This window comes from Nakamurella flavida, assembly GCF_030811475.1.
Lineage (GTDB): Bacteria > Actinomycetota > Actinomycetes > Mycobacteriales > Nakamurellaceae > Nakamurella > Nakamurella flavida.
Genome location: NZ_JAUSQV010000001.1, coordinates 481,429 through 503,587 on the forward strand (window position 1 = coordinate 481,429; position 22,159 = coordinate 503,587).

Consider the following 22,159-nt stretch of genomic DNA (forward strand, 5'->3'; position numbering starts at 1 on the left):
GCCGGACGCCGGGGGCTCAACCGGGCAGGATCACGTCCTGCGGCCCGGTCAGTGGCACCCAGCGGCTCGGGTCCACCTCCCGCACCCCGGCGCCCACCGGGGCCAGGACGTCGACCTCGGACAGCGCGCCGAAATCGAGACCGGTGAGGGCGGCGATGTCGGCCACCGGGACCTGGAAGGTGCGGTAGGCCCCGAGCGGCGGGCCGTCCGCTCGCGAGCGCACGCTGCCGGGTTCGGCCAGGTCGACCAGCTCGCTCTGGTCCAGCAGATAGCCCGCCGACGCGAGACCGGCCACCGTCACCCCCGGGCTCGGCGCCACCGTGTCCGCCGTGTCCACTGTGTCCGCCCCGTCCACCGTGTCGACCGCCACGACCGCGACCTTGAAGAAGCGCAGCGGGATGCGGATCCCCCGGTACAGCGGGTCCGCCGGGGCCAGGACCGGCCCGGTGAACACCGACAACCGCCGTCCACCCGATTCGGCCGTGCCCAGCAGCTGGTCCTCCAGCCCCAGCCACAGTTCCTTGCCCTGGTTGAAGTCCGCGGCCTGCGGGGCGGCATTGGTGTACCGGAACGTCTCGGCGTTCGCCCGGGCCGCCTCGGCGGCCCCGCCCCACACCGGGTCACGGCGGCGGACCAGGTGGCCGCGGTCCAGGTCGTTGTCGCGGTACAGCTCCGGCCCGGCCTGCTGGTCGGCCGGCAGACGGGGATCGAGCTCCCAGTCGATGCCGGCCCGGTCCAAGTCGCGCAGGGCGGCGCCGTCGATGTTGACGGCGGTGACCGCGGCCAGCCGTCGCTGCAGGTCCATCACCACCGAGAAGTGCGTGGACGGCAGCACTCTGGTCGGCCGGCCGGCGGCGGCAGGCAGCGGGACGGGGACCCCGAGGAAGGCCGGGTCGTATCCCGACCCGGCCGCGGCCGGGATCGCGGCGGGGTCCTGCGGGGCCGGGGGAGGGGCAGAGGTCATGGGCGCACCGTAGCCAGCAGGGCCGACACCGGCCCGAGACCGGACGCGGCGGACGGAACGACACCGGCGTGGGCGGGGCCGAGCCGGTCGGCCCCGCCGGGTGGTCGGAGAGTGAATCAAGCCTCGAGGGGCCGGTTCTGGTGTCACGCCGACATCCGTGGCATGCTGTACGTGGTTAGCGATTCTGCGTGACGCGAGGAACGACGGGGCGAATACCCCGCACGATCTCGATTCGCCAGAGTTGGCTTGGTCCGAAGGACCTTGTGTTTGACGTTCCATCGTCGACTAGCCCGTCGCGATGCGTCCGCTTCACGATGTTCAGCAAGACCAGTAGGAGATACACATGGCCCAGGGAACCGTCAAGTGGTTCAACGCTGAAAAGGGCTTCGGCTTCATCACCCCCGCGCAGGGTGGGCCCGACGTCTTCGTCCACTACTCGGAGATCCAGTCCGGCGGGTACCGCTCGCTCGACGAGAACCAGCAGGTCTCGTACGAGGTGACCCAGGGCGCCAAGGGCCCCCAGGCCACCGGCGTCACCGTCATCTGATCTGGTGATCCCCTTCCGCCTCGGCGGAACATGATCGCTGTCCACCGGCCCCGTGCCGATGGCAAAGCTGTCAGTCAGGCCCAGCAGGCTCGCCCTGCTGGGCCTGATGTCTGTCCGGGGCACGATGCCGGGTCGGCGTCGTCCCACCTGCCCGATCCGCCACCGGGTTCGTGTCCACCTGTCGGTACCGGCCCGATCGATCCGCGCACCCTTCCTCCCGTGAGAGCAGCCATGACCCAGCACGACACCGTCAGTCCCGGCGATCGCCAGCGACGGGAGTCCGGTCCGCTGCGCTGCACCGTCATCGTCAACCCGGTGCGGGTCACCGACATCGACGAACGACGGGCGGTGGTCGACGCCGAGCTGGCGGCCGCCGGCTGGCCCGCGGCGCACTGGGTGGAGACCACCGAGTCCGATCCCGGCGCCGGCCAGGCGCGTCAGGCCGTCGCGGACGGGTACGACGTCGTCTTCGCCTGCGGAGGCGACGGCACCGTCCGCTCGTGCGTCGAGGGCCTGGCGGGAAGCGATGCGGCCCTGGCCGTTCTCCCCGCCGGTACCGGAAACCTGTTGGCCGCCAATCTGTCCCTGCCCGACGACCCCGCCGAGGGCGTCCGGCTGGCCGTGGAGCGGGGCCGCCGTCGGATGGACGTCGGGGAGGTCGACGGTCAGGTCTTCGCCGTCATGGCCGGGATGGGTTTCGACGCACAGCTTCTCGATTCCGCGTCCACCAAGCTCAAGTCCGTGATCGGCTCGCCCGCGTACGTGGTCAGCGCCCTGAAGCATCTGCGCGACCGGTCGATGCAGGTGGAGATCCGCATCGACGACGACGCCCCGATGCGCCGGTCCGCGCGGTCCGTCCTCGTGGGCAACGTCGGGCGTCTGCAGGGCGGGGTCCGCCTGCTGCCCGACGCCGAACCCGACAACGGTCAGCTGGAGGTGGCGATCCTCGCCCCGCGGAACCTCGCCCACTGGGTGGCGTTGGCCTGGGGCGTGCTCCGCCGACGGAAGCGGGTGCCGAACATGGAGGTGCTCCGCGGGCGCCACATCGTGGTCACCAGCGAACGGTCCGAACCCCGCGAGATGGACGGCGACGTCATCGAGCCCGGCCGGGTGCTCGACGTCCGGGTGCGGCCCGGTGCGTTGTGGCTGTGCGTGCCGCAGCCGGACCGCACGCCCGACATGGCCCAGCGCGCCTGAGGTCTCGGTGCCCGTGTCCGTGACGCGAGGTCGCGGTCACCCGGCCAGGGCCTCGCGGACCGCGGCAGCGACCCGGCCCGCCCCGTCGTCGGTCATCAGCACCGTGTAGTGGTTGTCCGGGGTCTCCCGCACGGTGAACCCCGCCCGGTCGGCGGCGGCGTCGATCGTCGCGCGCGGATACAGCCCGGGCGGTTGGTCGGTCAGGCCGCGGGGTGCCCACAGGAACCGGACCGGGGGCAGTCCGGCGCGCCACGCCGCGGCCACCGGGCCCTCGCCGAAGAGCTCGACGCCGTCGGCCAGCATCGCCTCGCGCCGGGTGCTCGGATGCATCTCGGGTGGTTCGCCGACCAGGTCGTGGTCGGCGAAATCGCTGATGTCGGGGGAGAAGTGCGTGCCCAGCGCGGGATGGGCCCGCCAGAAGGCCCGGTAGCTCTCCCGGTCCGGGAAGGTCTGCGAGAGCCGATCGGCCGCCGGTCCCAACGTGGACAGCATCTGCTGCTGCGCGTCCACACCGTCCGGCAGTGGGAAGGGGACCCCGCCGTCGACCAGCACCAGGGAGCGCACGAGATCGGGGCGGGCGTGGGCCAGGAGGACCGCGACGAACGCGCCCATGGAATGTCCGACGACGACGACCGGCCCGGCGGTGCACCGCTCGAGCACCACGGCGACGTCCTCCGCGTGGGTGCCCAGTCCCCACGGCCCCGGCAGGTCGGCCGACCCGGCCCGCCCGCGGAGATCCGGTGCCACGAGCCGGATGTCGGGTACGGCACGAGCCAGCGCCAGGAAGGCCCGGTGCGAGGAGGTGATGCCGTGGATGGCCAGCACCGTGGTGACACCGCTCCCGCTGTCCGCGCCGCCCGGGTCGGTCCGGTGGGCTCCGGTCGGTTCCCAGATGCCGACCCGGAGCGGCCCGCCCCGCACCGGTACGTCGATCTCCCGGACCTGCCGCACCTGCTGCATGTCGCCCGCTCCCGCCGTCATCGAGCCGTCCACCCGCCGTCCATCGCGTAGGAGGCCCCGTTGATCATGCCGCTGTGCTCGCCGACCAGGAACACCACCAGCCCCGCGACCTCACCCGGCTCCACCAGGCGCTTGTTCGCGGACTCGGCCAACAGGACGTCCGTGATCACCCGGTCCTCGTCGATCCCGTGCAGGCGGGCCTGGTCGGCGATCTGCCGGGTGACCAACGGGGTGCGGACGTAACCGGGGTTGACGCAGTTGCTGGTGACGCCGTGCGGCCCGCCCTCCAGGGCGACGGCCTTGCTCAGCCCCTCGAGACCGTGCTTGGCCGCCACGTATCCGACCTTGAACTCCGAGGCGACGAGTCCGTGCACGGAGGACAGGTTGACGATGCGACCCCATCCCCGCTCGTACATGCCGGGCAGGCAGGCGCGGATGAGCAGGAACGGCGCTTCGAGCATGACGGCGTGCAGGAGCCGGAAGTCGGCGGGGGAGAACTCGTGCACCGGCGCCACCCTCTGCAGTCCGGCGCAGTTGACCAGCACGTCGACGTCCAAGGAGAGGTCGTCCAGGGCGGCGGTGTGGGCCAGATCGACCACCCATGCCCGGCCGCCGATCTGCTCGGCCACGTCGGTGGCGGCCGCGGCGTCGAGGTCGGCCACCGTGACCTGGTCGCCGAGGGCGGCGAGGGCCTCGGCGCAGGCCCGACCGATCCCGCTCGCGCCGCCGGTGACCAGGACCCGGCGCGGTCGGCGCGGGGCGATGGGGGAGGCGGCGGCGACCGCGTCGGTCATCACGATCGGGGGCCTGCGGGGGTCACGGCTGGCAACCTACCGCCGGTCCCTCCCGTCGGCGCGGACGGGCCGGAGAACGCCGGACCCCTCCGGTCGCTCCGGTCGTCAGGAGGCCGCTCCGGTCGCCGGGAGGAACGATCGGTCGTCGTCGCCGCGGTGCGCCGCAGCCGATCGCCGGGGGCGGGCCAGCAAAGCGGCGAACCCGCACAGCACGACCAGGAAACCCACCACGAGAACCACGGCGTACTCGGCCATGACGGACTCCGTCCGGGACGGGGCGGGGCGCTGTGCCCCGCGTCTGTCATCAGTGGACTCGCGGCCGATGGGAGCGGACGGAACAGCGTGGGCGAGACATCGGGGCAAGGGCTGCCAGCGGGATGGGAACGTCCTGGCACCCCGCTGTGCGGCGTCGACGGTGCTCAGCCCCGGGTGATCCGCCGGAGTTGGGCCAGGGCGTACTGACGGGCCCGGCGTTGCCCGCCGCGCCGGTCGATGGCCTCCAGCAGGGCGTGCAGCTGGCGGGCCAGGGCGTCCCGGTCGGGGGTGCGACCCAGTTGTTCGCACTGCGTCGCCCAGTCGGTCGGCGACCGGTGGCCCCGCTGCCCGTTGCACCGGGGGCAGGCGGCGACCTCGTTCTCCAACCAGGAGGGGCCGCCCTTGACCCGCGGCACCAGGTGGTCGGTGGTCGGCCGGGTCAGTCGTCCGAACGGTGTTGCGCACCAGCAGCACCGGTCCCCGTCGCGGAGCAGGATCAGATCCATCCGGTCACGGCGCGGTCGCCCGTCGCCGAGTCCGGTGGGCGGGCCGGTCAGGGCAGCAACGCCCGGAGCAGGCGGTGGAGTTCGAGCCGGTCCGCCTCGGGCAGGGCGGCGAAGAACCGGTCGGCCTCCGCTGCCCGGGCCTCGCCGATGGCCGCCCCGGCGGCGTGACCGGCCGGGGTCACCGTGACGAGAACGGCCCGGCGGTCGGTCGGGTCGGGCCCGCGGGCCACCAGTCCGCGGTCGGCCAGGGCGTCGACGACCTCGGTGGCCGAGCGCGGGGCGATGCGCAGATCGGCCGACAGATCGCTGAGCCGGATGCTTCCCCGGCGCAGGAGCACCACCAGTGCCCGGGCCTGGGCCGGGGTGATCTCCCAGGGTGCGGTCGTCTCCCGGAAGGTCTCACGCAGGCGACGGGCGACGGACCAGAACGCATCCGGCAGGGACTCGCCTGCGTGCCGGTGATCGTGTCCCGGCGCGACCGTACGGGCAGGGTCCTGCGCGGCCGGAGCCGCCGGCGCGACCGGAGGGGTGGGTGCCGTCGGTGCGGATGCCCCGGACACGGCGGGCGGTGCCGCCGGCGCGGGCTGCGCGGACGATGGAGTGGGGAGCACGGGAACATCCTAGCCGCATGTTGTGTTGCAGCCTCATGATGAGGTAACCTCAGGTTGTTGGGTCGGCCCGGATCGGATCGCTGTTCCGTCCTCGAGAGCGGCACCATCGCCGCCGTCGATCCCCTCCTGTCTCCGCCCCGTCCCTCACACCCGTTCCAGGGCCGAGGCTCCCGTTCCGGTGAGCCCGCCCCCTTCCTCCTGGAGGACCCATGGTGTTCATCCACTCCCCGAGCCGCCCCGGCTCGTCCCCGTCCCGTTCCACCGACCTGCCGGGCAGCGCACCGGTCGGCTCCCCGTCGATTGACCCGCCGATCGTCGGCCCGTCCGGTCGGCCCGTGCCCGTCGGCGCGGGTGTGCCGACCGACCTCCCGGACGAGCCCGGAGCCTCCGGCCGAGGCGGACGGGGTGGCGGCCGGGTCAGCGCCGAGGAACGCGCGCAGGCCCGGTCGGTGTCCTGGCGACGCATCGCCGGCCTGTTCACCGATCACCGGTGGCCGCTGATCACCGTCCTGGTCATCATCGTCATCTCGTCGGTCGTCGCGATGGCGTCCCCGTTCCTGCTGCGTGCCGTCATCGACGAGGCCCTGCCCGACCGCGATGTCGGACTGCTCGTGTGGCTGGTGGCCGGCATGCTCGGGGTCGCGGCCGTCACCGCCGTGCTGGGTGTGCTGCAGACCTGGATCAGCACCACCGTCGGCCAGCGCGTCATGCACACGTTGCGCTCCGGAGTGTTCACCCACCTGCAGCGGCAGTCGATGGCCTTCTTCACCCGCACCCGGACCGGCGAGGTGCAGTCCCGCATCACGAACGACATCGGCGGCATGCAGTCGGTGGTCACCTCCACGGCCACCTCGGTGGCCTCCAACCTGACCACCTCGGTCGCGACCGCCGTGGCCATGGCCGCCCTGAGCTGGCGGCTGTCCCTCATCTCGCTCGTCGTCATGCCGCCCGCCATCGCGCTCACTCGCACGGTCGGTCGGATGCGCCGGGAGATCACCGCCCGCCGACAGCGCGAGCTGGCCGACCTCACGGTGACCATCGACGAGGGGCTGTCCATCGGCGGGGTGCAGCTGAGCAAGACCATGGCCACCGGACCGGCTCTGGCGCAACGGTTCTCCGACTCCTCCCGCCGACTGATCGACCTGGAGCTCCGCTCGGAGCTGGCCGGCCGGTGGCGGATGGCCACCATGAGCGTGCTCTTCGCGGCGATCCCCGCGGTGATCTACCTCGGGGCCGGGCTGCCGGCCACCTCCGGCGGGATGTCCATCGGCACCCTGGTCGCCTTCACCGCCCTGCAGGCCGGGCTGTTCCGCCCGCTGATGGGGCTGCTCAACGTGGGCGTCTCGCTGACCAGTTCGCTGGCCCTGTTCGCCCGCATCTTCGAGTACCTGGACCTCCCGGTGGAGATCGCCGAACCCGAGCACCCGGCCGCGCTGGACCTCGGCGGGGTGCGCGGACACATCCGCCTGGAGGACGTCACCTTCGCCTACGAGGGCAGCGGGACGGCCGCGGTGGCCGGCGTCAGCCTGGACGTCCCGGCCGGCACCACGCTGGCCCTGGTCGGTGAGACCGGTTCGGGCAAGAGCACGCTGGCGGCCCTGCTGGCCCGGTTGCAGGACCCGACCGGTGGGCGGATCACCCTGGACGGGGTCGACCTGCGGGACATGGCCCTGGCCGACCTGGCCGCGGTCGTCGGCGTGGTGAGCCAGGAGACCTATCTGATGCACACCAGCGTCCGGGAGAACCTGCGCTACGCCCGGCCCGACGCCACCGACGAGCAGATCGAACAGGCGGCCCGCTCGGCCCGCATCCACGACCTCATCGCGTCCCTGCCCGACGGGTACGACACCATGGTCGGCTCCCGCGGGCACCGGTTCTCCGGCGGTGAGAAGCAGCGGATCGCGATCGCCCGCACGCTGCTGCGCGATCCCCGGGTCCTCGTCCTCGACGAGGCGACGAGTGCGCTGGACACGGAGACCGAGCGCGCCGTGCAGCAGGCGTTCGACGACCTGGCCCGCGGACGCACCACCATCACCATCGCCCACCGGCTGTCCACCGTCCGCGACGCGGATCGGATCGCCGTGCTGGACCACGGTCGCGTCGTCGAGTCCGGGAGCCACGACGAGCTGGTCGCGGCCGGCGGCCGGTACGCCGCCCTGGCCCGCTGACCGCTGCGCTGCAGGATCCCGCCCGACCCGGCCGTGCGCCGGGCCGGGCGGTGGTGTGCTCCCCGGCCGTCCGTCCGGCCAGGCGTGGCCGACGGTCAGCCGATGCGGACGACCAGATCGGCGCGGGGACGACTGCGGCGGATGCGCTCGGCGTTGACCTCGTCGGTGCCCGTCGCCCAGGCCAGCGCGTCCTCGGGGGACTTCCCGAAGGCGACGTGCCGATCGACCAGTCGCTGCAGGCGGACCTTGTCGTCGACCTCCAGGAACCAGACCTCGTCCAGCAGCCCGTCCAGGGCGGCCTCCTCCTCGAGGAGGTAGTTGCCCTCGGTGAGGACGATGCGGACGTCCTGCGGCACGGCGACCGCCGAGGCGATGGGTTCCTCGATCTCCCGCAGGAAGGTCGGGGCGTAGACGACCGGTTCGTCGTTGGCCCGCAGTCGACGGATCAGCGCCCGGAAACCACCCAGGTCGAAGGTGTCGATGGCGCCCTTGCGGCCCCGGGTGCCGTTGGCCTCCAGCACGATGTTGGCCAGGTGGAACCCGTCGAACGGCACCACGACCATCGATTCGGTCAACACCCCGGCCAGCATCGTGGACAGGGTCGACTTCCCGGCGCCCGGCGTACCGGTCACCCCGATGATCACCCGGTCCCGATCCTCGAGCAGGCCGGCGATGCGCCGGGTGAGCGCGGCGAGATCGATGCCGCCCACCTCGACGACGGCGGGATCGGGCGGGGTGGTGGGCCTGGACTCCGGACCGGTCATCGGGATGGATCCTTTCCTCGCAACAGTTTGCGCAACGTCTAGAATGCCGGGATGGGCGGAAGCAGACCCCGCCGGACGGCGTCGATGGCCGACATCGCCCGGGCGGCCGGGGTATCGGTGACAACGGTGTCACACGTGGTCAACAAGACACGGCCGGTGGCGATCGACACCGAGCGGGCTGTCCTCGCGGCGATCGCGGACCGAGGATACGTCCCGGACAACGCATCCCGGTCCATGCGCTCGGCCGGGTCGCAGACCATCGGCCTGGCCATGTCCGTCCTGTCCAACCCCTACTTCACCGAACTGGTCAGTTCCATCGAGCAGGCCGTGTCCGGGGCCGGCTTCTCCCTGCTGCTCGCCGAGACCCACGACGACGCCGCGGAGGAGTTGCGCGCCGTGACGGAGCTGGTGGCGCGCAAGGTGGAGGCCGTCGTGCTGGCTCCGTCGGCCGATCCGTCGGCCGCGCTGGAGGTGGCCCGCCAGGCGGACATCCCCGTGCTCCTCATCGACCGTTTCCTGGACGCCGATGTCGACCAGATCGCCTCGGAGAGCGTGGTTCCCACCGCGGAGCTGGTCGATCACCTCGCCGGGTCGGGGCACCGGCGCATCGCCATGATCAGCGGGCTGGCCGGCCTGAGCACCACCGAGGAACGCATCGCCGGGTTCCGGCTCGGCATGCGCCGCCACCGCCTCCGGGTCGATCCCGAGCTGGTCGTCAGCGGCGAGTCCGACGGTGCACGCGCCGAGATCGTCATCCGGGAGCTGCTCGCCCTGCCCGAACCGCCCACGGCCGTCCTGGTCGGCAACAACCAGATGACCATCGGCGTGATCCGCGGGGCGGGCCGGGCCGGGGTCGACGTGCCGGGGGATCTCGCGGTCGTCTCGTTCGACGACTTCGAGTGGGCCGATCTGTTCCACCCCCGGTTGACGGTGGTGGCGCAACCGGTGCAGGCCATGGGCCAGCAGGCGGTGTCGATGGTGATGTCCCGGCTGCGGGACCGGAGTCTGCCGGCCCGCCGTGTCGTGCTCCGGCCGACCTTCGTGCACCGCGACTCCTGCGGCTGCCACCGGGACTCGATCGTCGCTGTCGTCCCCACCGACGTCCCCCGGGCCATCGCCGACGCCCTGCCCAGTTCCACCGGCGCTGCCTGACCTTCGTCGGGGCCCGACCCGGCGCGACGCAGGATGTCCCGGGATCCTGCCCCTGCCCGCCGCTCGGGCCCGACGACAGCAGAACGCCCGGCCCGACCCCCGATGCAGGGCGGACCGGGCGTTCTCCCGGGTGGCACAGGTGGTTCGGCCGTCGCTCAACGCGGCCGAACCACCTGTGGCATCTCACTTGTCGTGGTACGAGCCCCAGGTGCAGGCACGGGCCGGGTCCATCGGGGTGGCGCCCGTCATGATGGCGACCGCCTCGGTGGGGGTGTGCGACTGCGGGGTGATGACGCCCGCGCGGCCGCCCAGGCGGGCGATGTGGATGCGGTCGGCCACCTCGAACACGTTGGGCATGTTGTGGCTGATCAGGATGACCGGCAGACCACGGGCCTTGATGGAGCGGATCAGGTTGAGCACCTGCCCGGTCTCCTTGACGCCGAGGGCCGCGGTCGGCTCGTCGAGCACCACGAACTTGGTGGCGAAGGTGGCCGCCCGGGCCACCGCGACCGCCTGGCGCTGCCCGCCGGAGAGGGTCTCCACGGACTGCGACATGTTCTGGATGGTGCCGATGCCCAGATCGGACATCGACTTGCCGGCCGCCTTGTTCATGCCCTTCTTGTCCATCATGCGGAAGATGCTGCCGAGCGGGCCCGGCCGCAGGGTCTCCCGACCGAGGAACAGGTTGCTGGCGATGTCCAGCGCCGGGGCCACCGCGAGCGTCTGGTAGACGGTCTCGATGCCCGCGTGCCGGGCTTCCTGGGGGGACTTGAACGCGACGTGCTCGCCGTCCAACTGGATCTCGCCGGCGTCGGGGATGACGGCGCCGGTGAGGGCCTTGATGAGGGTCGACTTGCCGGCGCCGTTGTCGCCGATGATCGCGAGCACCTCGCCGGGGTACAGGTCCAGGTCGACGCCGTCGAGACCGACGACGCGGCCGAAGGTCTTGACCAGACCCCGGGCGGAGAGCACGGGAGCGGCGTCGTAGTTCGGCTTGCCGAGTCCCTTCTGGGCGCCCGGGTTCTTCTCGGTGCTGGTGAGGGGAGTGCTCATGGTCAGGCCTTCACTTTCCGGATCCACTGGTCGAGGGCGACGGCGATGATGATGAGGATGCCGACGGCGAGCACGCGGTACTGGTCGTCCACGCCGGCCAGGGAGAGCCCGAACCGGAAGGCGCCGACGATCAGCGCGCCGAGGATGGTGCCGATGATGGTGCCGCGGCCACCGAAGAGGCTGGTGCCGCCGATGACGACGGCGGTGATGCTCTCCAGGTTGGCGTCGACGAATGCGTTGGGGCTGGCGGTGCCGGCCCGACCGATCGCGATCCACGCGGTGATGCCGAAGATGACGCCGGCGACGATGTAGACGCTGAGCAGGACGCGGTCGACGCGGATGCCGACCAGGCGGGAGGCCTCGGCGTCGTTGCCGACGGAGTAGACGTGCCGGCCCCAGGAGGTCTGGGACAGCACGAACGCCATCACCGCGGCCAGGATGATGACCAGCACGACGCCGGTGGTGATGGAGAAGGTGCCGAAGATCGGGATGACCTTGCCGGTCCAGTTCATGATGTCGGGCATCGCGCGGGCCTGCACGCTCTGGCCACCGGAGTACAGCAGGGCGATGGCGGTGAAGATGCTCAACGTGCCCAGCGTGACGATGAACGGTGGGAGCCGGAGCCGGGTCACCAGGATGCCGTTCAGCGCGCCTGCGGCGCCGCCGACGGCGATGCCGATGAGGATGGCCAGGAAGCCGGGGACGCCCCCGGTGGCGGCCAGGTTGGCCGACAGCAGCATGGCCAGGATGGTGATGGCGCCGACCGACAGGTCGATGCCGGCGGTCAGGATGATCAGCGTCTGGCCGATGGCCAGGGCGGCGATGACCGCGACCTGCTGCAGGATCAGCGAGATCGTGCCGCCGCTGGCGAACCGCGGGTTGATGATCGTGAAGATGATGAACGAGATGACCAGCACCAGGAACGGGCTGATCGAGGGGTGGGCGTGCAGCACGCTCTGGATGCGCTGACCGGGCGATTGCCGGCGAAGAGCGAACTGTTCAGCGGCATTCGCCGGCGCGTGGGTGGGGGTGTCGGTCATGGCATCGTCCTCTGGGGCAGTACCGCAGCGATGGTGGCACTGGGTGGGCGGGGAGCTGGTGCGGGTTCACGCTTGTCGGGACGACCGGCGTCGTCGAGATGGGGCCGTGGAATGGGATCAGGGTGGTCCGGTGGTGAGGCGGTCCCGGGGGAGGGACGGGGAGAGCGGTGGGGGAGGTCGGACAACCAGGCCCGGGCGCCGCGCCGCGCGCACCGCACCGCGGCCACCGACGCCGCCCCTCCGAGTCGATCGGTGAGGCATGTGTCCTCCTGGGTGGCGAAGAAGCAGTAGGCACCGTGGAAGACGTCCCCCGCACCGAGCGTGTCCACCGCCGCGATCCGCGGGGGAACGATCTCCCCGTGCCGCCCACCCTCCCACCACAGGACCGCCTCCGCGCCCTGAGTGGTGATCACGATCCGGTTTCCGTCGGCGACCAGGCGCGCGGCGCTCTCCCGCACGTCGTGCGAACCGGGCACGCGGAAGTCGCCGGAGCAGATCACCGTGCCGGCCTGGGGGACGAGAGTGGCCATCTGCGGCTTCCAGCGACCGGCGTCGATGACCACCGGTACACCGAGGCGGTTCGCGGTGCGGGCGGCCACGTCGGCCAGCGCGGGGTGGTGCCCGTCGATCAACAGGATGTCCGCCGGCCCGATCCACGGGGCCAGGTCCGGGATCTCGGCGAGGTCGAACCCGGTGGCGTCCATGCTGACGACGCTCCGATCGCCGTTGCCGCTGACGGTGATGGCGGACAGGGCGGGTTCGCTGTCCACCTCGGCGGACAGGTCGACGACCCGGACGCCGTACCGGTCGAGGTCGGCCCGGATGAGGTCCCCGACCGGGTGTCGACCGATCGCGGTGATCAGGACGGCGTCCCCGCCGAGCCCGGCGAAGGTGACGGCGGCGTTGGCGGCCGGACCACCGGCGGCGATGGAGGAGTCGGTCGCGGTGACCTTCTCGTTCGCACCGGGCGCGACGGGCAGGTAGTGGATGACGTCGAGCGTGGCCAGTCCGACGAACACGCCGACGGGTCGGGCGGCGGCGACGGAACTGTCCGGGCGGTGGGATGCGGTGCGTTCAGGCACGTTCCACCCCACTGCACACGTCAGGACCCTCCGCGACCGTGCGGCTCGCCCCACCGACGGCTGCGTCGGGTTCCGGAACCGGTCCGCGAACCATAGCCACCGGGAAAGGCGCTGCGCAAGGATTTGCGCACAGTCTCCGGCCGGCCGCAAAGGCTTGCGCACGATGTTGCCAAGGTCGGGGGCGGTCCGTAGCTTGCGGGGATCCCGTCCACCCTCCGACGCAAGGACTCCCATGCCCATCGCCACCCCCGAGCAGTACCGCGAGATGCTCGACCGGGCCAAGGCCGGCGGATTCGCCTACCCCGCCATCAACGTCACCGGTTCGCAGACCCTGAACGCCGCCCTGCAGGGCTTCGCCGAGGCCGAGAGCGACGGCATCGTGCAGGTCTCCGTGGGCACCGCGCAGTACCTGTCCGGTGGGCGGGTGAAGGACCGCTTCCTGGGGTCGGCCGCGCTCGCGGACTACGCGCACCGGGTCGCCGCCGGGTACGGCATCACCGTCGGGCTGCACACCGACCACTGTCCGACCGGTTCGCTGGGGGACTGGGTGGAGCCGCTGCTGCAGGATTCGATCGAGCGGCGTGGCCGCGGTCTCGGCCCGCTGTACAACTCGCACATGTGGGACGGCTCGGCCGTCGGGATGACCGAGAACCTGGACACCGCACGGCGTCTGCTCGACCTCTCGGTCCGGGCGGACACGGTGCTGGAGATCGAGGTCGGCATCATCGGTGGTGAGGAGGACGGGGTCTCGCACGAGATCAACGAGAAGCTCTACTCCTCGGTGGACGACGCCCGGGCGGTCGTCGAGGCCCTGGGTACGGGGGAGCGCGGCCGGTACCTGGTCGCTTTCGCGTTCGGCAACGTGCACGGCGTCTACAACCCTTCCTCGGTGCATCTGCGGCCGGAGATCCTCGGGGAGATCCAGCGGGACATCGGTGCTCGGACGGGGACGGAGAAGCCGTTCGATCTGGTCTTCCACGGCGGATCCGGGTCCAGCGCGGCGGACATCGCGGCCGCCGTCGGCCACGGCGTGGTGAAGATGAACATCGACACCGACACCCAGTACGCCTTCACGCGATCCATCGCCGGGCACATGTTCAGCCGCTACGACCACGTGCTGAAGATCGACGGCCACTACGGGAACAAGAAGTCCTACGATCCGCGTTCGTGGGGCGCGACCGCCGAGACGGCCATGGCCGCCCGGGTTGTCGAGGCCACCCAGCAGCTGGGCTCGGCCGGTCGGAGCATGGGCCGCTGACCCGCGGCCGACCGCCGGCCCGCCGCCCTGGCTCCACACGAACGGCCCCGCCCGACGAGAGTCGGGCGGGGCCGTTCGGCGTTCGGCCTGCGTGGTGCTCGGATGCTCTCCGATGCGCGCCGCCGGTGAGGCGATGCGGGTGGAGCGGGGTGGGTCACCGGCGCCGGAGCGCCGGTGACCCGGGAGGGATCAGCCCCAGCAGAGGTTGGTGCCCTCGGTGGTGTCGATGCTGTCCACGCCGTCGACCGGCTTGTCCGTCACCAGCGCGACGCCGGTGTCGTAGAAGTCCAGGCCCTCGGTCACGGCCGGCTTCTCGCCGCCACGGGCGATGGTGACGATCGCGTTGACGCCGAGCTGGGCCATCAGCAGCGGGTACTGCTGCGAGGTGGCGCCGATGGTGCCGTTCTTGACGTTGGAGACGCCTTCGCAGCCACCGTCGACGGAGACGACGAGGGTGTCGGTCTTGCCGGCGGCCTGCAGCGCGCTGGCGGCACCGATGGCAGCCTGCTCGTTGATGGTGTAGACGACGTTGATGTCGGGGTTGGCGGCCAGGCAGTTCTCCATGGCCGTCTTGCCGCCGTCAGGGGTGGCCTGCGAGGCCTCCTGGCAGGCGATCTCGTACTCGCCACCGTCGTACGAGCCGGTCTTGGCCTCGTCGCCCTTGACGGTCTTGTCGGCGACGTCGATGCCCATGCCGGACAGGAAGCCCTGGTCGCGGTTGACGTCGACGGTCACGATCTTGTCGTTGAACGCGTCGAGCAGGGCGATGGTCGCCTTCTGGCCGGCCAGGGAGCCCTTGGCCCACTCGCCGACCAGGTTGCCGGCCGAGAAGTTGTCGGTGGCGAAGGTGATGTCGACCGTGTCGGCCGGGTCCGGCGGGGTGTCCAGCGCGATGACGAAGAGGCCGGCAGCGCGGGCCTTCTCGATCGCCGGGTTGACCGCGGGGCCGTTGGGGGTGATCAGGATGCCCTTGTCGCCGCGGGCGATGGACTGCTCGATCGCGTCGACCTGGCCCTGCTCGTCACCGTCGGCCTTGCCGGCGGCGATGGTGATGGTGACGCCGTTGAGCTCGCCGGCGGCCTTCTGGGCGCCTTCCTGCATGGCGATCCAGAACGGGTTGGTGGAGTCCTTGGTGATCAGGGTGACCGAGACCGGGTCGCCGTCCGGAACCGCGGCGCTGGAGGCGCTGGAGGAGCCGGCCGAACCGGAGGTGGCCGACCCGGAGGCGGCGCTGCTCGAGGCGGTCGCGCTGCTCACGGCGCTGCCGGCCGCGGAGGTCGCGGACGACACGGCGCTGCCGGCGGCGCTGGTGGCCGAGCTCGCCGTGTCGGAGGCGCCACCACAGGCGGAGAGCACCAGGGCGGAGGCGGCCACGAGGGCGAACGGGGCCGTCCACCGACGGAGGGAAGAGGTCTGCATGTGTTCTCCGAGCACTCATCTGGTGCGCACTCACGCACCATTGCGGATGTCGATTCACCCTCGGTGACGCCGGGAACTGGACGGGGACGAGCCGGGCCGGAGCCCAGCTGATCACCGCGTTGTGGTCGCCGTCACGAAGACTGTGCGAGGACCATAAGGCTGCCAACATGCTTGCGCAACCACTTGCGGTAACGCTTCGGACTCGGTCTCCTGTGCCGCGCAAATCATTGCGCGAACCCTTGCCCTGTGGGACGCTCGCCGGGCCCGGATCACCGTCGACGCGGCGGCGATCCAGGTCCGCCGCGCACGGGCCCGCTCTCTCACCAGCCCCCTCGCGCGCGGCCCGGTGTCAGCGCAGACGTGTTGTCACCTCCCGTCGTCCCACGGAGGTTCCCACCCCATGACAGCAGCCACCTCGGTCGTCGCAGGCGAGACCCTGCCGAGCAGCATGCGCGCCAGCGTCCTGACCGGCGCGTTGAAGATCTCGATGGACGAGCGCGCCGTTCCCACCCCCGCGCTGCATCAGGTCCTGGTCCACGTCTCGAAGGTCGGTGTCTGCGGGTCGGACATCCACTACTACCGCGAGGGCCGGGTCGGCCCCTTCGTCGTGGACGCGCCGCTGGTCCTGGGGCACGAGCTGTCCGGCCGGATCGTCGCCGTCGGCGAGGGCGTGGACACCTCCCGGATCGGCGAGCGTGTCGCCGTGGAGCCGCAGAAGCCGTGCCGGCTGTGCAGCCAGTGCAAGGCCGGCCGCTACAACCTGTGCCCGTTCATGGAGTTCTACGCGACCCCGCCGATCGACGGTGCGTTCTGCGAGTACGTCGTCATCGAGTCCGACTTCGCCCACGCGGTGCCCGACGCGGTGAGCGACGAGGCCGCCGCGCTGATCGAGCCGTTGTCGGTGGGTATCGCGGCGTCCCGCAAGGCGCGCATCGTCCCCGGCTCGCGCGTGCTCATCGCCGGCGCGGGCCCCATCGGCGTCATCGCCACCCAGGCGGCGCGCGCGTTCGGTGCCGCCGAGGTCATCGTCAGCGACCCGGTCGCCGAGCGCCGGGCCATGGCCATGCGGTTCGGCGCCACCTCCACCATCGACCCGATGACCGAGGACTCCCGTCCGCTCAAGGTCGACGCCTTCGTCGACGCCTGCGGCATCCCGCGCGCCATCGTCTCCGGCCTGGAGTCGCTGCGCGGAGCCGGTGTCGCCGTGCTGGTGGGTACCGGGTTCGACGAGGTCTCGATGCCCATCCCGACCATCATGAACAACGAGCTGGTGGTGACCTCGGTGTTCCGCTACACCGACACCTGGCCGCTGGGCGCGCATCTCGTCGCCTCCGGCCAGGTCGACCTGGATTCCCTGGTCACCAGTCGTTTCGACCTGGACACCGTCGAGGACGCGTTGAACGCGGACAAAAACCCGGACAACCTCAAGACCATCGTGGAGGCCAAGTGAGCGTCCTGGACAGCTTCTCCCTGGCCGGCAAGCGGGCCCTGGTCACCGGGGGCAACCGTGGGCTCGGTGAGGCGTTCGCCCGCGGGCTGGCCGAGGCCGGTGCCCAGGTGATGATCTCCGGGCGCGACGAGGAGCGGAACGCCGCCGCGGTGGCGTCCGCCGCGAGCGACGGCCTGACCCTGCACAGCGTCGTCGCCGACATCACGAAGGACGCCGACATCGCCGCGATGACCGCGGCCACCGTCGAGACCCTCGGCGGCATCGACATCCTCGTGAACAACGCCGGCATCTGCTACCACCGCGATTCCTGGGACGTGCCGGACGACGAGTGGGACCACGTCTTCGATCTGAACGTGCGCGCGCTGTTCAAGTGCAGCCGCGCCGTCGGTGAGCACATGAAGGCGACCGGCGGGTCGATCGTCAACATCGGATCCATCTCGGCCATGATCGTCAACCGCCCGCAGAACCAGGCCGCCTACAACGCGTCCAAGGCCGCGGTGCACCAGTTGACGAAGTCGTTGGCCGCCGAGTGGGCGCCGTACAAGATCCGCGTCAACGCGGTGTCGCCGGGGTACGTCAAGACGGAGATGGCCCCGGTCGACGAGCCGCAGTTCAAGCGGATGTGGATCGAGGACTCCCCGCAGCAGCGCTACGCGGTGCCGTCCGAGATCGCCGGCAGCGTGGTCTTCCTGGCCAGTGACGCGGCCGCGTTCTGCACCGGCACCATCCTGGTCATCGACGGCGGTTACACCGTCTACTGATCCGCGGCGGGCCTGCCGCGCGTGGTGCACCCCGGCGGGCGGTGCGGTCGGTCGTCCCGGCCGCGCCGTCCGCCGTCGTGCATCACTCCGCGCGCGGGCGGCAGCCGGTTCAGACCGGATCCGGGAAGCACCCGCAGGATTCCCGGTGCACGAAGGACGGGGTCATCACCACCCGGCGGGTCTCCCGGCCGGGGGTGGCCAGCCGGGACATGGCCAGTTCGACGGCCTGCTCGGCCATCCGCCCGGTGGGTTGGGCGATGACGGTGAGTCGTGGCCGGAACAGGTCGGCCCACTCGAAGTCGTCGAAGGCGACGAGGGCGACGTCCCGCGGCACCTCGAGCCCCAGGCGGCGCAGGGCGCGCATCGCCCCGATCGTCATCCGGTTGTTCCCGACCACCAGGGCCGAGGGCGGCCGCGCGGAGGTCATCGCCCGCACGATGAGCTCCTCGGTGCGGCCGGCGGCGCCGTGCCCGGGCAGGATGTTGTCCGGTCGCACCTCCAAACCGTTGCGCGCCATGGCCTGTCGGAAGCCCCGGGTGCGCTCGTCGGTGGTGCTGATGCCCGGGAACCCGCTGACCAGGGTGATGTCCTGGTGACCGAGACCGGCCAGGTGGTCGACCAGCTGGCCGGTGGAGACGACGTTCTCCGAACTGATCTGGTCGACGTCGGCGTCCACCGTGCGGTCCAGCAGGACGACGGGGACGCCCTGGCCCTGGGTGTACCGCAGGGCCGCGGTCGGGTCGGCCGACGGTGCGAGCAGGATGGCCTCGACCTGACGGGCCATCAACCCCGACAGCGCCCGCAGCTCGACCGAGACGTCGTCGTGGGTGTCGCTGAGCAGCAGCGAGTACCCGAAGCGTGATGCCGCCCGTTCGATCCCGTTGATCAGCTCGTCGAACGACTGGTTGGAGATCGCCGACATCGCGACCCCGAAGGTCCGGTTCCCGGTGTTCGGACTGCCCAGACCGCTGTGCAGGTAACCGACCTCGGCGATCGCCGCGAGCACGGCCTCCTCGGTGGCGGCTCGGACGGGGCGCGTGCGGTTGATGACGTGGGAGACGGTGGTGATGGAGACGCCGCTGGCCCGGGCGATGTCCGCCATGGTCGCCGGGCGGCGGTGTCCCTTCGGCGGCATGTGCGGATAGTACGCGCGTACCAGCCATTTTCTCCCCCGCCAGGGGCGATCAGCGGCGTCCCGCACGGGCTTTCGGCCGAGCGCGACCCGCCGCTCGGGACGCCTGCCCGGACCCGGAAGGCCCACCTCCCGGGGGAGGTGGGCCGTCGGGCAGATCGGCGGAGCGGGATCAGCGGGTGGAGCCGACCAGGTCACCCCGCGGGTCGTCCGCACCGGTGGCACCGCCGCCCTGGCCCCCGGCGCCGGCCGCGCTCGGGGTGGACGGCTGCTCGTCCTGGGTCAGCGCACTGCCCTCGACATCCAGGTGCGGCAGCTTCTGCAGCCAGCGCGGCAGCCACCACGCCCGCTCGCCGAGCAGGGCGAGAGCGGCCGGCACCAGGATCATCCGCACCACGAAGGCGTCGAACAGGATGCCCGCGGCGAGCGCGAACGCGATCGACTTGATGGTGGCGTCGCCCGCCGGCACGAACCCGGCGAACACCGAGAACATGATGAGCGCGGCGGCGACGACCACCGGGGCGGCCTGCCGGAACCCGGTCCGGATCGCCCCGGCGGCGGACTCGCCGCGGGTGTGGGCCTCGTGCATCCGGGACACCAGGAAGATCTGGTAGTCCATGGCCAGCCCGAACAGGATGCCGATGACCAGGATCGGCGTGAGGCTGATCAGCGGACCGGCACTCTCCAGATTGACCAGGGAGCCCAGCCACCCCCACTGGAAGACCGCGGTGGTCGCACCGAGGGACGCACCGATGGTGAGCAGGAAGCCCAGCACTCCGACCAGCGGGACCAGCAGCGAACGGAAGACCAGGATCAGCAGTACCAGGGCCAGACCGACGACCAGCAGCAGGTAGATCGGCAGGGCCTCGTCCAGGCTCTGCGCCACGTCCACGCTGACCGCGGTCGCCCCGGTCACCGAGGCGGTCGTGCCCCCCGCGTTGTCGGCCAGGAACGCCCGGAGGTCGGCGACCAGGGTCTCGGTCGCCTCGGTGGTCGGACCGGAGCCGGGGACGACGGTCAGCAGGGCCGCGGTACCGGCGGGGTTCGGGATGGGCGGGGTCACGGTGACCACGTCGGCGAGCGCGGTGATGCCCGGGGTGGCGGCCGCCGCGGCCTGGGTCGCTCCGGCTCCGTCGAACAGCACGGTGATCGGCCCGGTGAAGCCGGGCCCGAACCCGTCGACCAGCAGCTGCTGGGCGCGGGCCTGGGTGGTGCCGTCCGGCGGGGTCTGGATGAGCGTGGTCTGCATCGAGGCGAACGGGACGGCCACGGCGCCGAGGGCGACGACGGACAGCAGCAGCGCGACGACGCGGTGGCGGGTCACCGTCCCGATCCAGCCGGGCAGGAACCGGCCCTCACGGGGGGTGACGGGGGCGGCGTGCGCCCCGTACTGGGCGGCCCGCTGCCGACGCGGCAGCACGCGGCGGCCGAGCAGGGAGAGGACGGCCGGCACCAGGGTCAGCGCGACCAGCACGGCCACGACGATGGTGGCCGCGGCAGCCAGACCCATCTGCGTCAGGAACGGGATGCCGACGACGGTCAGCCCGGCGAGCGCGATGACCACCGTGATGCCGGCGGTCACCACGGCCGATCCGGCCGTGCCGACCGCGAGCGGGATGGCCTCGGCGACGCTGCGGCCGCGGGAGAGTTCCTGCCGGTACCGGCTGATGATGAACAGGCCGTAGTCGATGCCGACGGCCAGACCGAGCATGGCCGCCAGGATCGGGGTGGTCGAGGACAGCTCGGTGAAGCCGGTGACGATGGTGATGCCCAGCACGCCGACGCCGACGCCGATGAGAGCGGTCAGCAGGTTCATGCCCGCGGTGATCAGCGTGCCGAAGGTGATGGCCAGGACGACGAGGGCGACGACCACGCCCAGGATCTCGGCGATGCCGCCGATGTGCAGCGGAGCCTGGGCAGCCTCTCCGGTGACCTCCAGGGTCAGGCCGGTGGCGGCCGACTCCGCGGTGAGCGCGTCCGTCATCGCGGTCTGCTCCTCGGCGGTCACCTCGCCGGGCACTGCGGTGTAGGTGACGGTGCTGTAGGCGGTGTTCTGCTGCTGGTTGACCGTCGGCGCGGTGGGGCTCAACGGGTTGCTGGCCGACGCCACCCCCGGCAGGGTGCCGAGCTTCTCCACCAGGGTCGTCACCGCGGCCGCGTTCTGCGGCGAGGTCAGCTGCTGACCGTCCGGCGCCCGCATCACGACCTGCGCGGTGGCCCCGGACCCGGTCCCGAACTCCTGGCCGATGCGCTCCAGGGCGATGGTCGACTCCTGGCCCGGGATGGAGAACGAGTTCGACGTCTGCGGGGTGACCGAGACGGCGCCGGCCGCGCCGCCGATGAGGACGGCGAGCCAGACGAGGACGACGAGCATCCGGCGGCGGTGCGCGAACGCACCGAGACGGGACAACAGAGCAGCCATGGATCAGGCCTCCAGCTGGTGGGGATCGGACGGGTGCACGCCGGGGCTGCGTCGGCCGAGCGTGTCGAGACAGGTGGTGAGGATGAGCGGACGCCACGTGATGGCCTGGTCGTGCTCGGTGGCCGCCAGGGTGAGCAGGGCCAGCGCGGCCAGGGCGCCCAGGACGCGGACCGTGCGTTCGGTGACCGCGGCGGCCGGGTCGACGCCGAACAGGGCGATCACCCGGTCGCCGATGCGGTGGATCTCCTCGTCGGGCCCTTCGGCCGGCCCGTGACCGACGGGGGACAGCAGCAGGGCGACCAGTCCGGGATGGGCCAGGGCCAGATCGACCAGGACCTCCAGTGCGCGGGCGTCCCGGGACGGGCCGGTCGGCACGTCGCCGATGGCCTCGACGGCCTGGGCCTCGAGCGACGCGGCCCGCGAGAAGACGGCCGCGCGCAGCGCTTCCTTGCTCGGGAAATGGTGCAGCAGACCGGCTTTGGACAGCACGACCGCGTCGGCGATGTCCTGGACGGAGGTCTTGGCGAATCCGCGCTGTGCGAAGAGCGCCGCGGCCCGGTCGACGATGTCCGCGTCGGCCTGCGCGCGGAACGCTCGGGTGGTCACGCAGACGACAGTACGCCG

21 protein-coding genes are annotated in these 22,159 nt (G+C 71.7%); 7 read left to right on the forward strand and 14 right to left on the reverse strand.

What is annotated here, in order from left to right; all coding sequences use genetic code 11:
* Positions 1-16: 16 nt before the first annotated feature.
* Positions 17-964: a DNA/RNA non-specific endonuclease gene (locus tag J2S58_RS02110; protein ID WP_205255359.1), complete on the reverse strand. Its 948-nt coding sequence runs from the start codon at positions 962-964 to the stop codon at positions 17-19.
* A gap of 343 nt (positions 965-1,307) precedes the next feature.
* On the opposite strand from J2S58_RS02110, the gene J2S58_RS02115 reads away from it, so the two are divergent.
* Positions 1,308-1,511 carry a cold-shock protein gene (locus tag J2S58_RS02115; RefSeq protein ID WP_205255360.1) on the forward strand — a complete coding sequence of 68 codons (204 nt, stop codon included), beginning with the start codon at positions 1,308-1,310 and terminating at the stop codon, positions 1,509-1,511.
* A gap of 231 nt (positions 1,512-1,742) precedes the next feature.
* Positions 1,743-2,708, forward strand: a complete 966-nt coding sequence (locus tag J2S58_RS02120) for a diacylglycerol/lipid kinase family protein (protein ID WP_240188380.1) — start codon at positions 1,743-1,745, stop codon at positions 2,706-2,708.
* Between the two features lie 36 nt (positions 2,709-2,744).
* Here the strand turns inward: J2S58_RS02120 and J2S58_RS02125 are convergent, their stop codons facing one another.
* The 5 genes from J2S58_RS02125 to J2S58_RS02145 all read right to left on the reverse strand — a co-directional run bounded on the left by J2S58_RS02125 (position 2,745) and on the right by J2S58_RS02145 (position 5,834).
* Positions 2,745-3,689, reverse strand: coding sequence for an alpha/beta fold hydrolase (locus tag J2S58_RS02125; protein WP_205255362.1), 945 nt, complete (start codon positions 3,687-3,689; stop codon positions 2,745-2,747).
* Positions 3,686-4,462, reverse strand: coding sequence for an SDR family oxidoreductase (locus tag J2S58_RS02130; protein WP_205255363.1), 777 nt, complete (start codon positions 4,460-4,462; stop codon positions 3,686-3,688). The genes J2S58_RS02125 and J2S58_RS02130 overlap by 4 nt, the downstream gene beginning before the upstream one ends.
* 105 nt (positions 4,463-4,567) lie before the next feature.
* Positions 4,568-4,717 (reverse strand): hypothetical protein, encoded by a 150-nt coding sequence (locus tag J2S58_RS02135; RefSeq protein ID WP_205255364.1) that lies wholly within the window; start codon positions 4,715-4,717, stop codon positions 4,568-4,570.
* 164 nt (positions 4,718-4,881) lie between these two features.
* The gene (locus tag J2S58_RS02140) at positions 4,882-5,223 is read right to left on the reverse strand and encodes an HNH endonuclease (protein WP_205255365.1); all 342 of its coding nucleotides are present in this window, start codon (positions 5,221-5,223) and stop codon (positions 4,882-4,884) included.
* 47 nt (positions 5,224-5,270) lie between these two features.
* Positions 5,271-5,834 carry a MarR family winged helix-turn-helix transcriptional regulator gene (locus J2S58_RS02145; protein ID WP_306826240.1) on the reverse strand — a complete coding sequence of 188 codons (564 nt, stop codon included), beginning with the start codon at positions 5,832-5,834 and terminating at the stop codon, positions 5,271-5,273.
* 209 nt (positions 5,835-6,043) lie between these two features.
* Here J2S58_RS02145 and J2S58_RS02150 point away from each other — a divergent pair, with 209 nt between their 5' ends.
* Entirely contained in the window at positions 6,044-8,002 is a 1,959-nt protein-coding gene (locus J2S58_RS02150; RefSeq protein WP_205255366.1) for an ABC transporter ATP-binding protein, read from the forward strand.
* Positions 8,003-8,097: 95 nt separating this feature from the next.
* On the opposite strand, the gene J2S58_RS02155 is transcribed toward J2S58_RS02150, so the two are convergent.
* Entirely contained in the window at positions 8,098-8,766 is a 669-nt protein-coding gene (locus J2S58_RS02155; RefSeq protein ID WP_205255367.1) for a nucleoside/nucleotide kinase family protein, read from the reverse strand.
* Between the two features lie 51 nt (positions 8,767-8,817).
* On the opposite strand from J2S58_RS02155, the gene J2S58_RS02160 reads away from it, so the two are divergent.
* On the forward strand, positions 8,818-9,918 hold the full coding sequence (locus tag J2S58_RS02160; RefSeq protein WP_205255368.1) for a LacI family DNA-binding transcriptional regulator: 1,101 nt from the start codon (positions 8,818-8,820) through the stop codon (positions 9,916-9,918).
* Between the two features lie 183 nt (positions 9,919-10,101).
* Here the strand turns inward: J2S58_RS02160 and J2S58_RS02165 are convergent, their stop codons facing one another.
* From J2S58_RS02165 to J2S58_RS02175, 3 genes are read right to left on the reverse strand one after another with little or no spacing between them, the layout of a single operon-like run.
* Positions 10,102-10,971, reverse strand: a complete 870-nt coding sequence (locus J2S58_RS02165) for an ATP-binding cassette domain-containing protein (RefSeq protein ID WP_205255369.1) — start codon at positions 10,969-10,971, stop codon at positions 10,102-10,104.
* A 2-nt stretch (positions 10,972-10,973) separates the two neighbouring features.
* Positions 10,974-12,011 (reverse strand): ABC transporter permease, encoded by a 1,038-nt coding sequence (locus J2S58_RS02170; protein ID WP_205255370.1) that lies wholly within the window; start codon positions 12,009-12,011, stop codon positions 10,974-10,976.
* The gene (locus J2S58_RS02175) at positions 12,008-13,093 is read right to left on the reverse strand and encodes a PfkB family carbohydrate kinase (RefSeq protein WP_306826246.1); all 1,086 of its coding nucleotides are present in this window, start codon (positions 13,091-13,093) and stop codon (positions 12,008-12,010) included. The genes J2S58_RS02170 and J2S58_RS02175 overlap by 4 nt, the downstream gene beginning before the upstream one ends.
* A gap of 232 nt (positions 13,094-13,325) precedes the next feature.
* On the opposite strand from J2S58_RS02175, the gene fbaA reads away from it, so the two are divergent.
* The gene (fbaA, locus tag J2S58_RS02180) at positions 13,326-14,351 is read left to right on the forward strand and encodes a class II fructose-bisphosphate aldolase (RefSeq protein ID WP_205255372.1); all 1,026 of its coding nucleotides are present in this window, start codon (positions 13,326-13,328) and stop codon (positions 14,349-14,351) included.
* 189 nt (positions 14,352-14,540) lie between these two features.
* On the opposite strand, the gene J2S58_RS02185 is transcribed toward fbaA, so the two are convergent.
* Positions 14,541-15,770 carry a substrate-binding domain-containing protein gene (locus J2S58_RS02185; RefSeq protein WP_205255373.1) on the reverse strand — a complete coding sequence of 410 codons (1,230 nt, stop codon included), beginning with the start codon at positions 15,768-15,770 and terminating at the stop codon, positions 14,541-14,543.
* Positions 15,771-16,170: 400 nt separating this feature from the next.
* Here J2S58_RS02185 and J2S58_RS02190 point away from each other — a divergent pair, with 400 nt between their 5' ends.
* Both J2S58_RS02190 and J2S58_RS02195 read left to right on the forward strand, forming a co-directional pair.
* The gene (locus J2S58_RS02190; protein WP_205255374.1) at positions 16,171-17,220 is read left to right on the forward strand and encodes an NAD(P)-dependent alcohol dehydrogenase; all 1,050 of its coding nucleotides are present in this window, start codon (positions 16,171-16,173) and stop codon (positions 17,218-17,220) included.
* Positions 17,217-17,981: an SDR family NAD(P)-dependent oxidoreductase gene (locus tag J2S58_RS02195; RefSeq protein WP_205255375.1), complete on the forward strand. Its 765-nt coding sequence runs from the start codon at positions 17,217-17,219 to the stop codon at positions 17,979-17,981. The genes J2S58_RS02190 and J2S58_RS02195 overlap by 4 nt, the downstream gene beginning before the upstream one ends.
* Positions 17,982-18,090: 109 nt before the next feature.
* Here the strand turns inward: J2S58_RS02195 and J2S58_RS02200 are convergent, their stop codons facing one another.
* The 3 genes from J2S58_RS02200 to J2S58_RS02210 form a co-directional block, all read right to left on the reverse strand.
* Positions 18,091-19,116, reverse strand: coding sequence for a LacI family DNA-binding transcriptional regulator (locus tag J2S58_RS02200; RefSeq protein WP_205255376.1), 1,026 nt, complete (start codon positions 19,114-19,116; stop codon positions 18,091-18,093).
* Positions 19,117-19,285: 169 nt separating this feature from the next.
* Positions 19,286-21,535, reverse strand: coding sequence for an MMPL family transporter (locus J2S58_RS02205; RefSeq protein ID WP_205255377.1), 2,250 nt, complete (start codon positions 21,533-21,535; stop codon positions 19,286-19,288).
* A 3-nt stretch (positions 21,536-21,538) separates the two neighbouring features.
* The gene (locus J2S58_RS02210) at positions 21,539-22,141 is read right to left on the reverse strand and encodes a TetR/AcrR family transcriptional regulator (RefSeq protein ID WP_205255378.1); all 603 of its coding nucleotides are present in this window, start codon (positions 22,139-22,141) and stop codon (positions 21,539-21,541) included.
* Positions 22,142-22,159 lie beyond the last annotated feature (18 nt).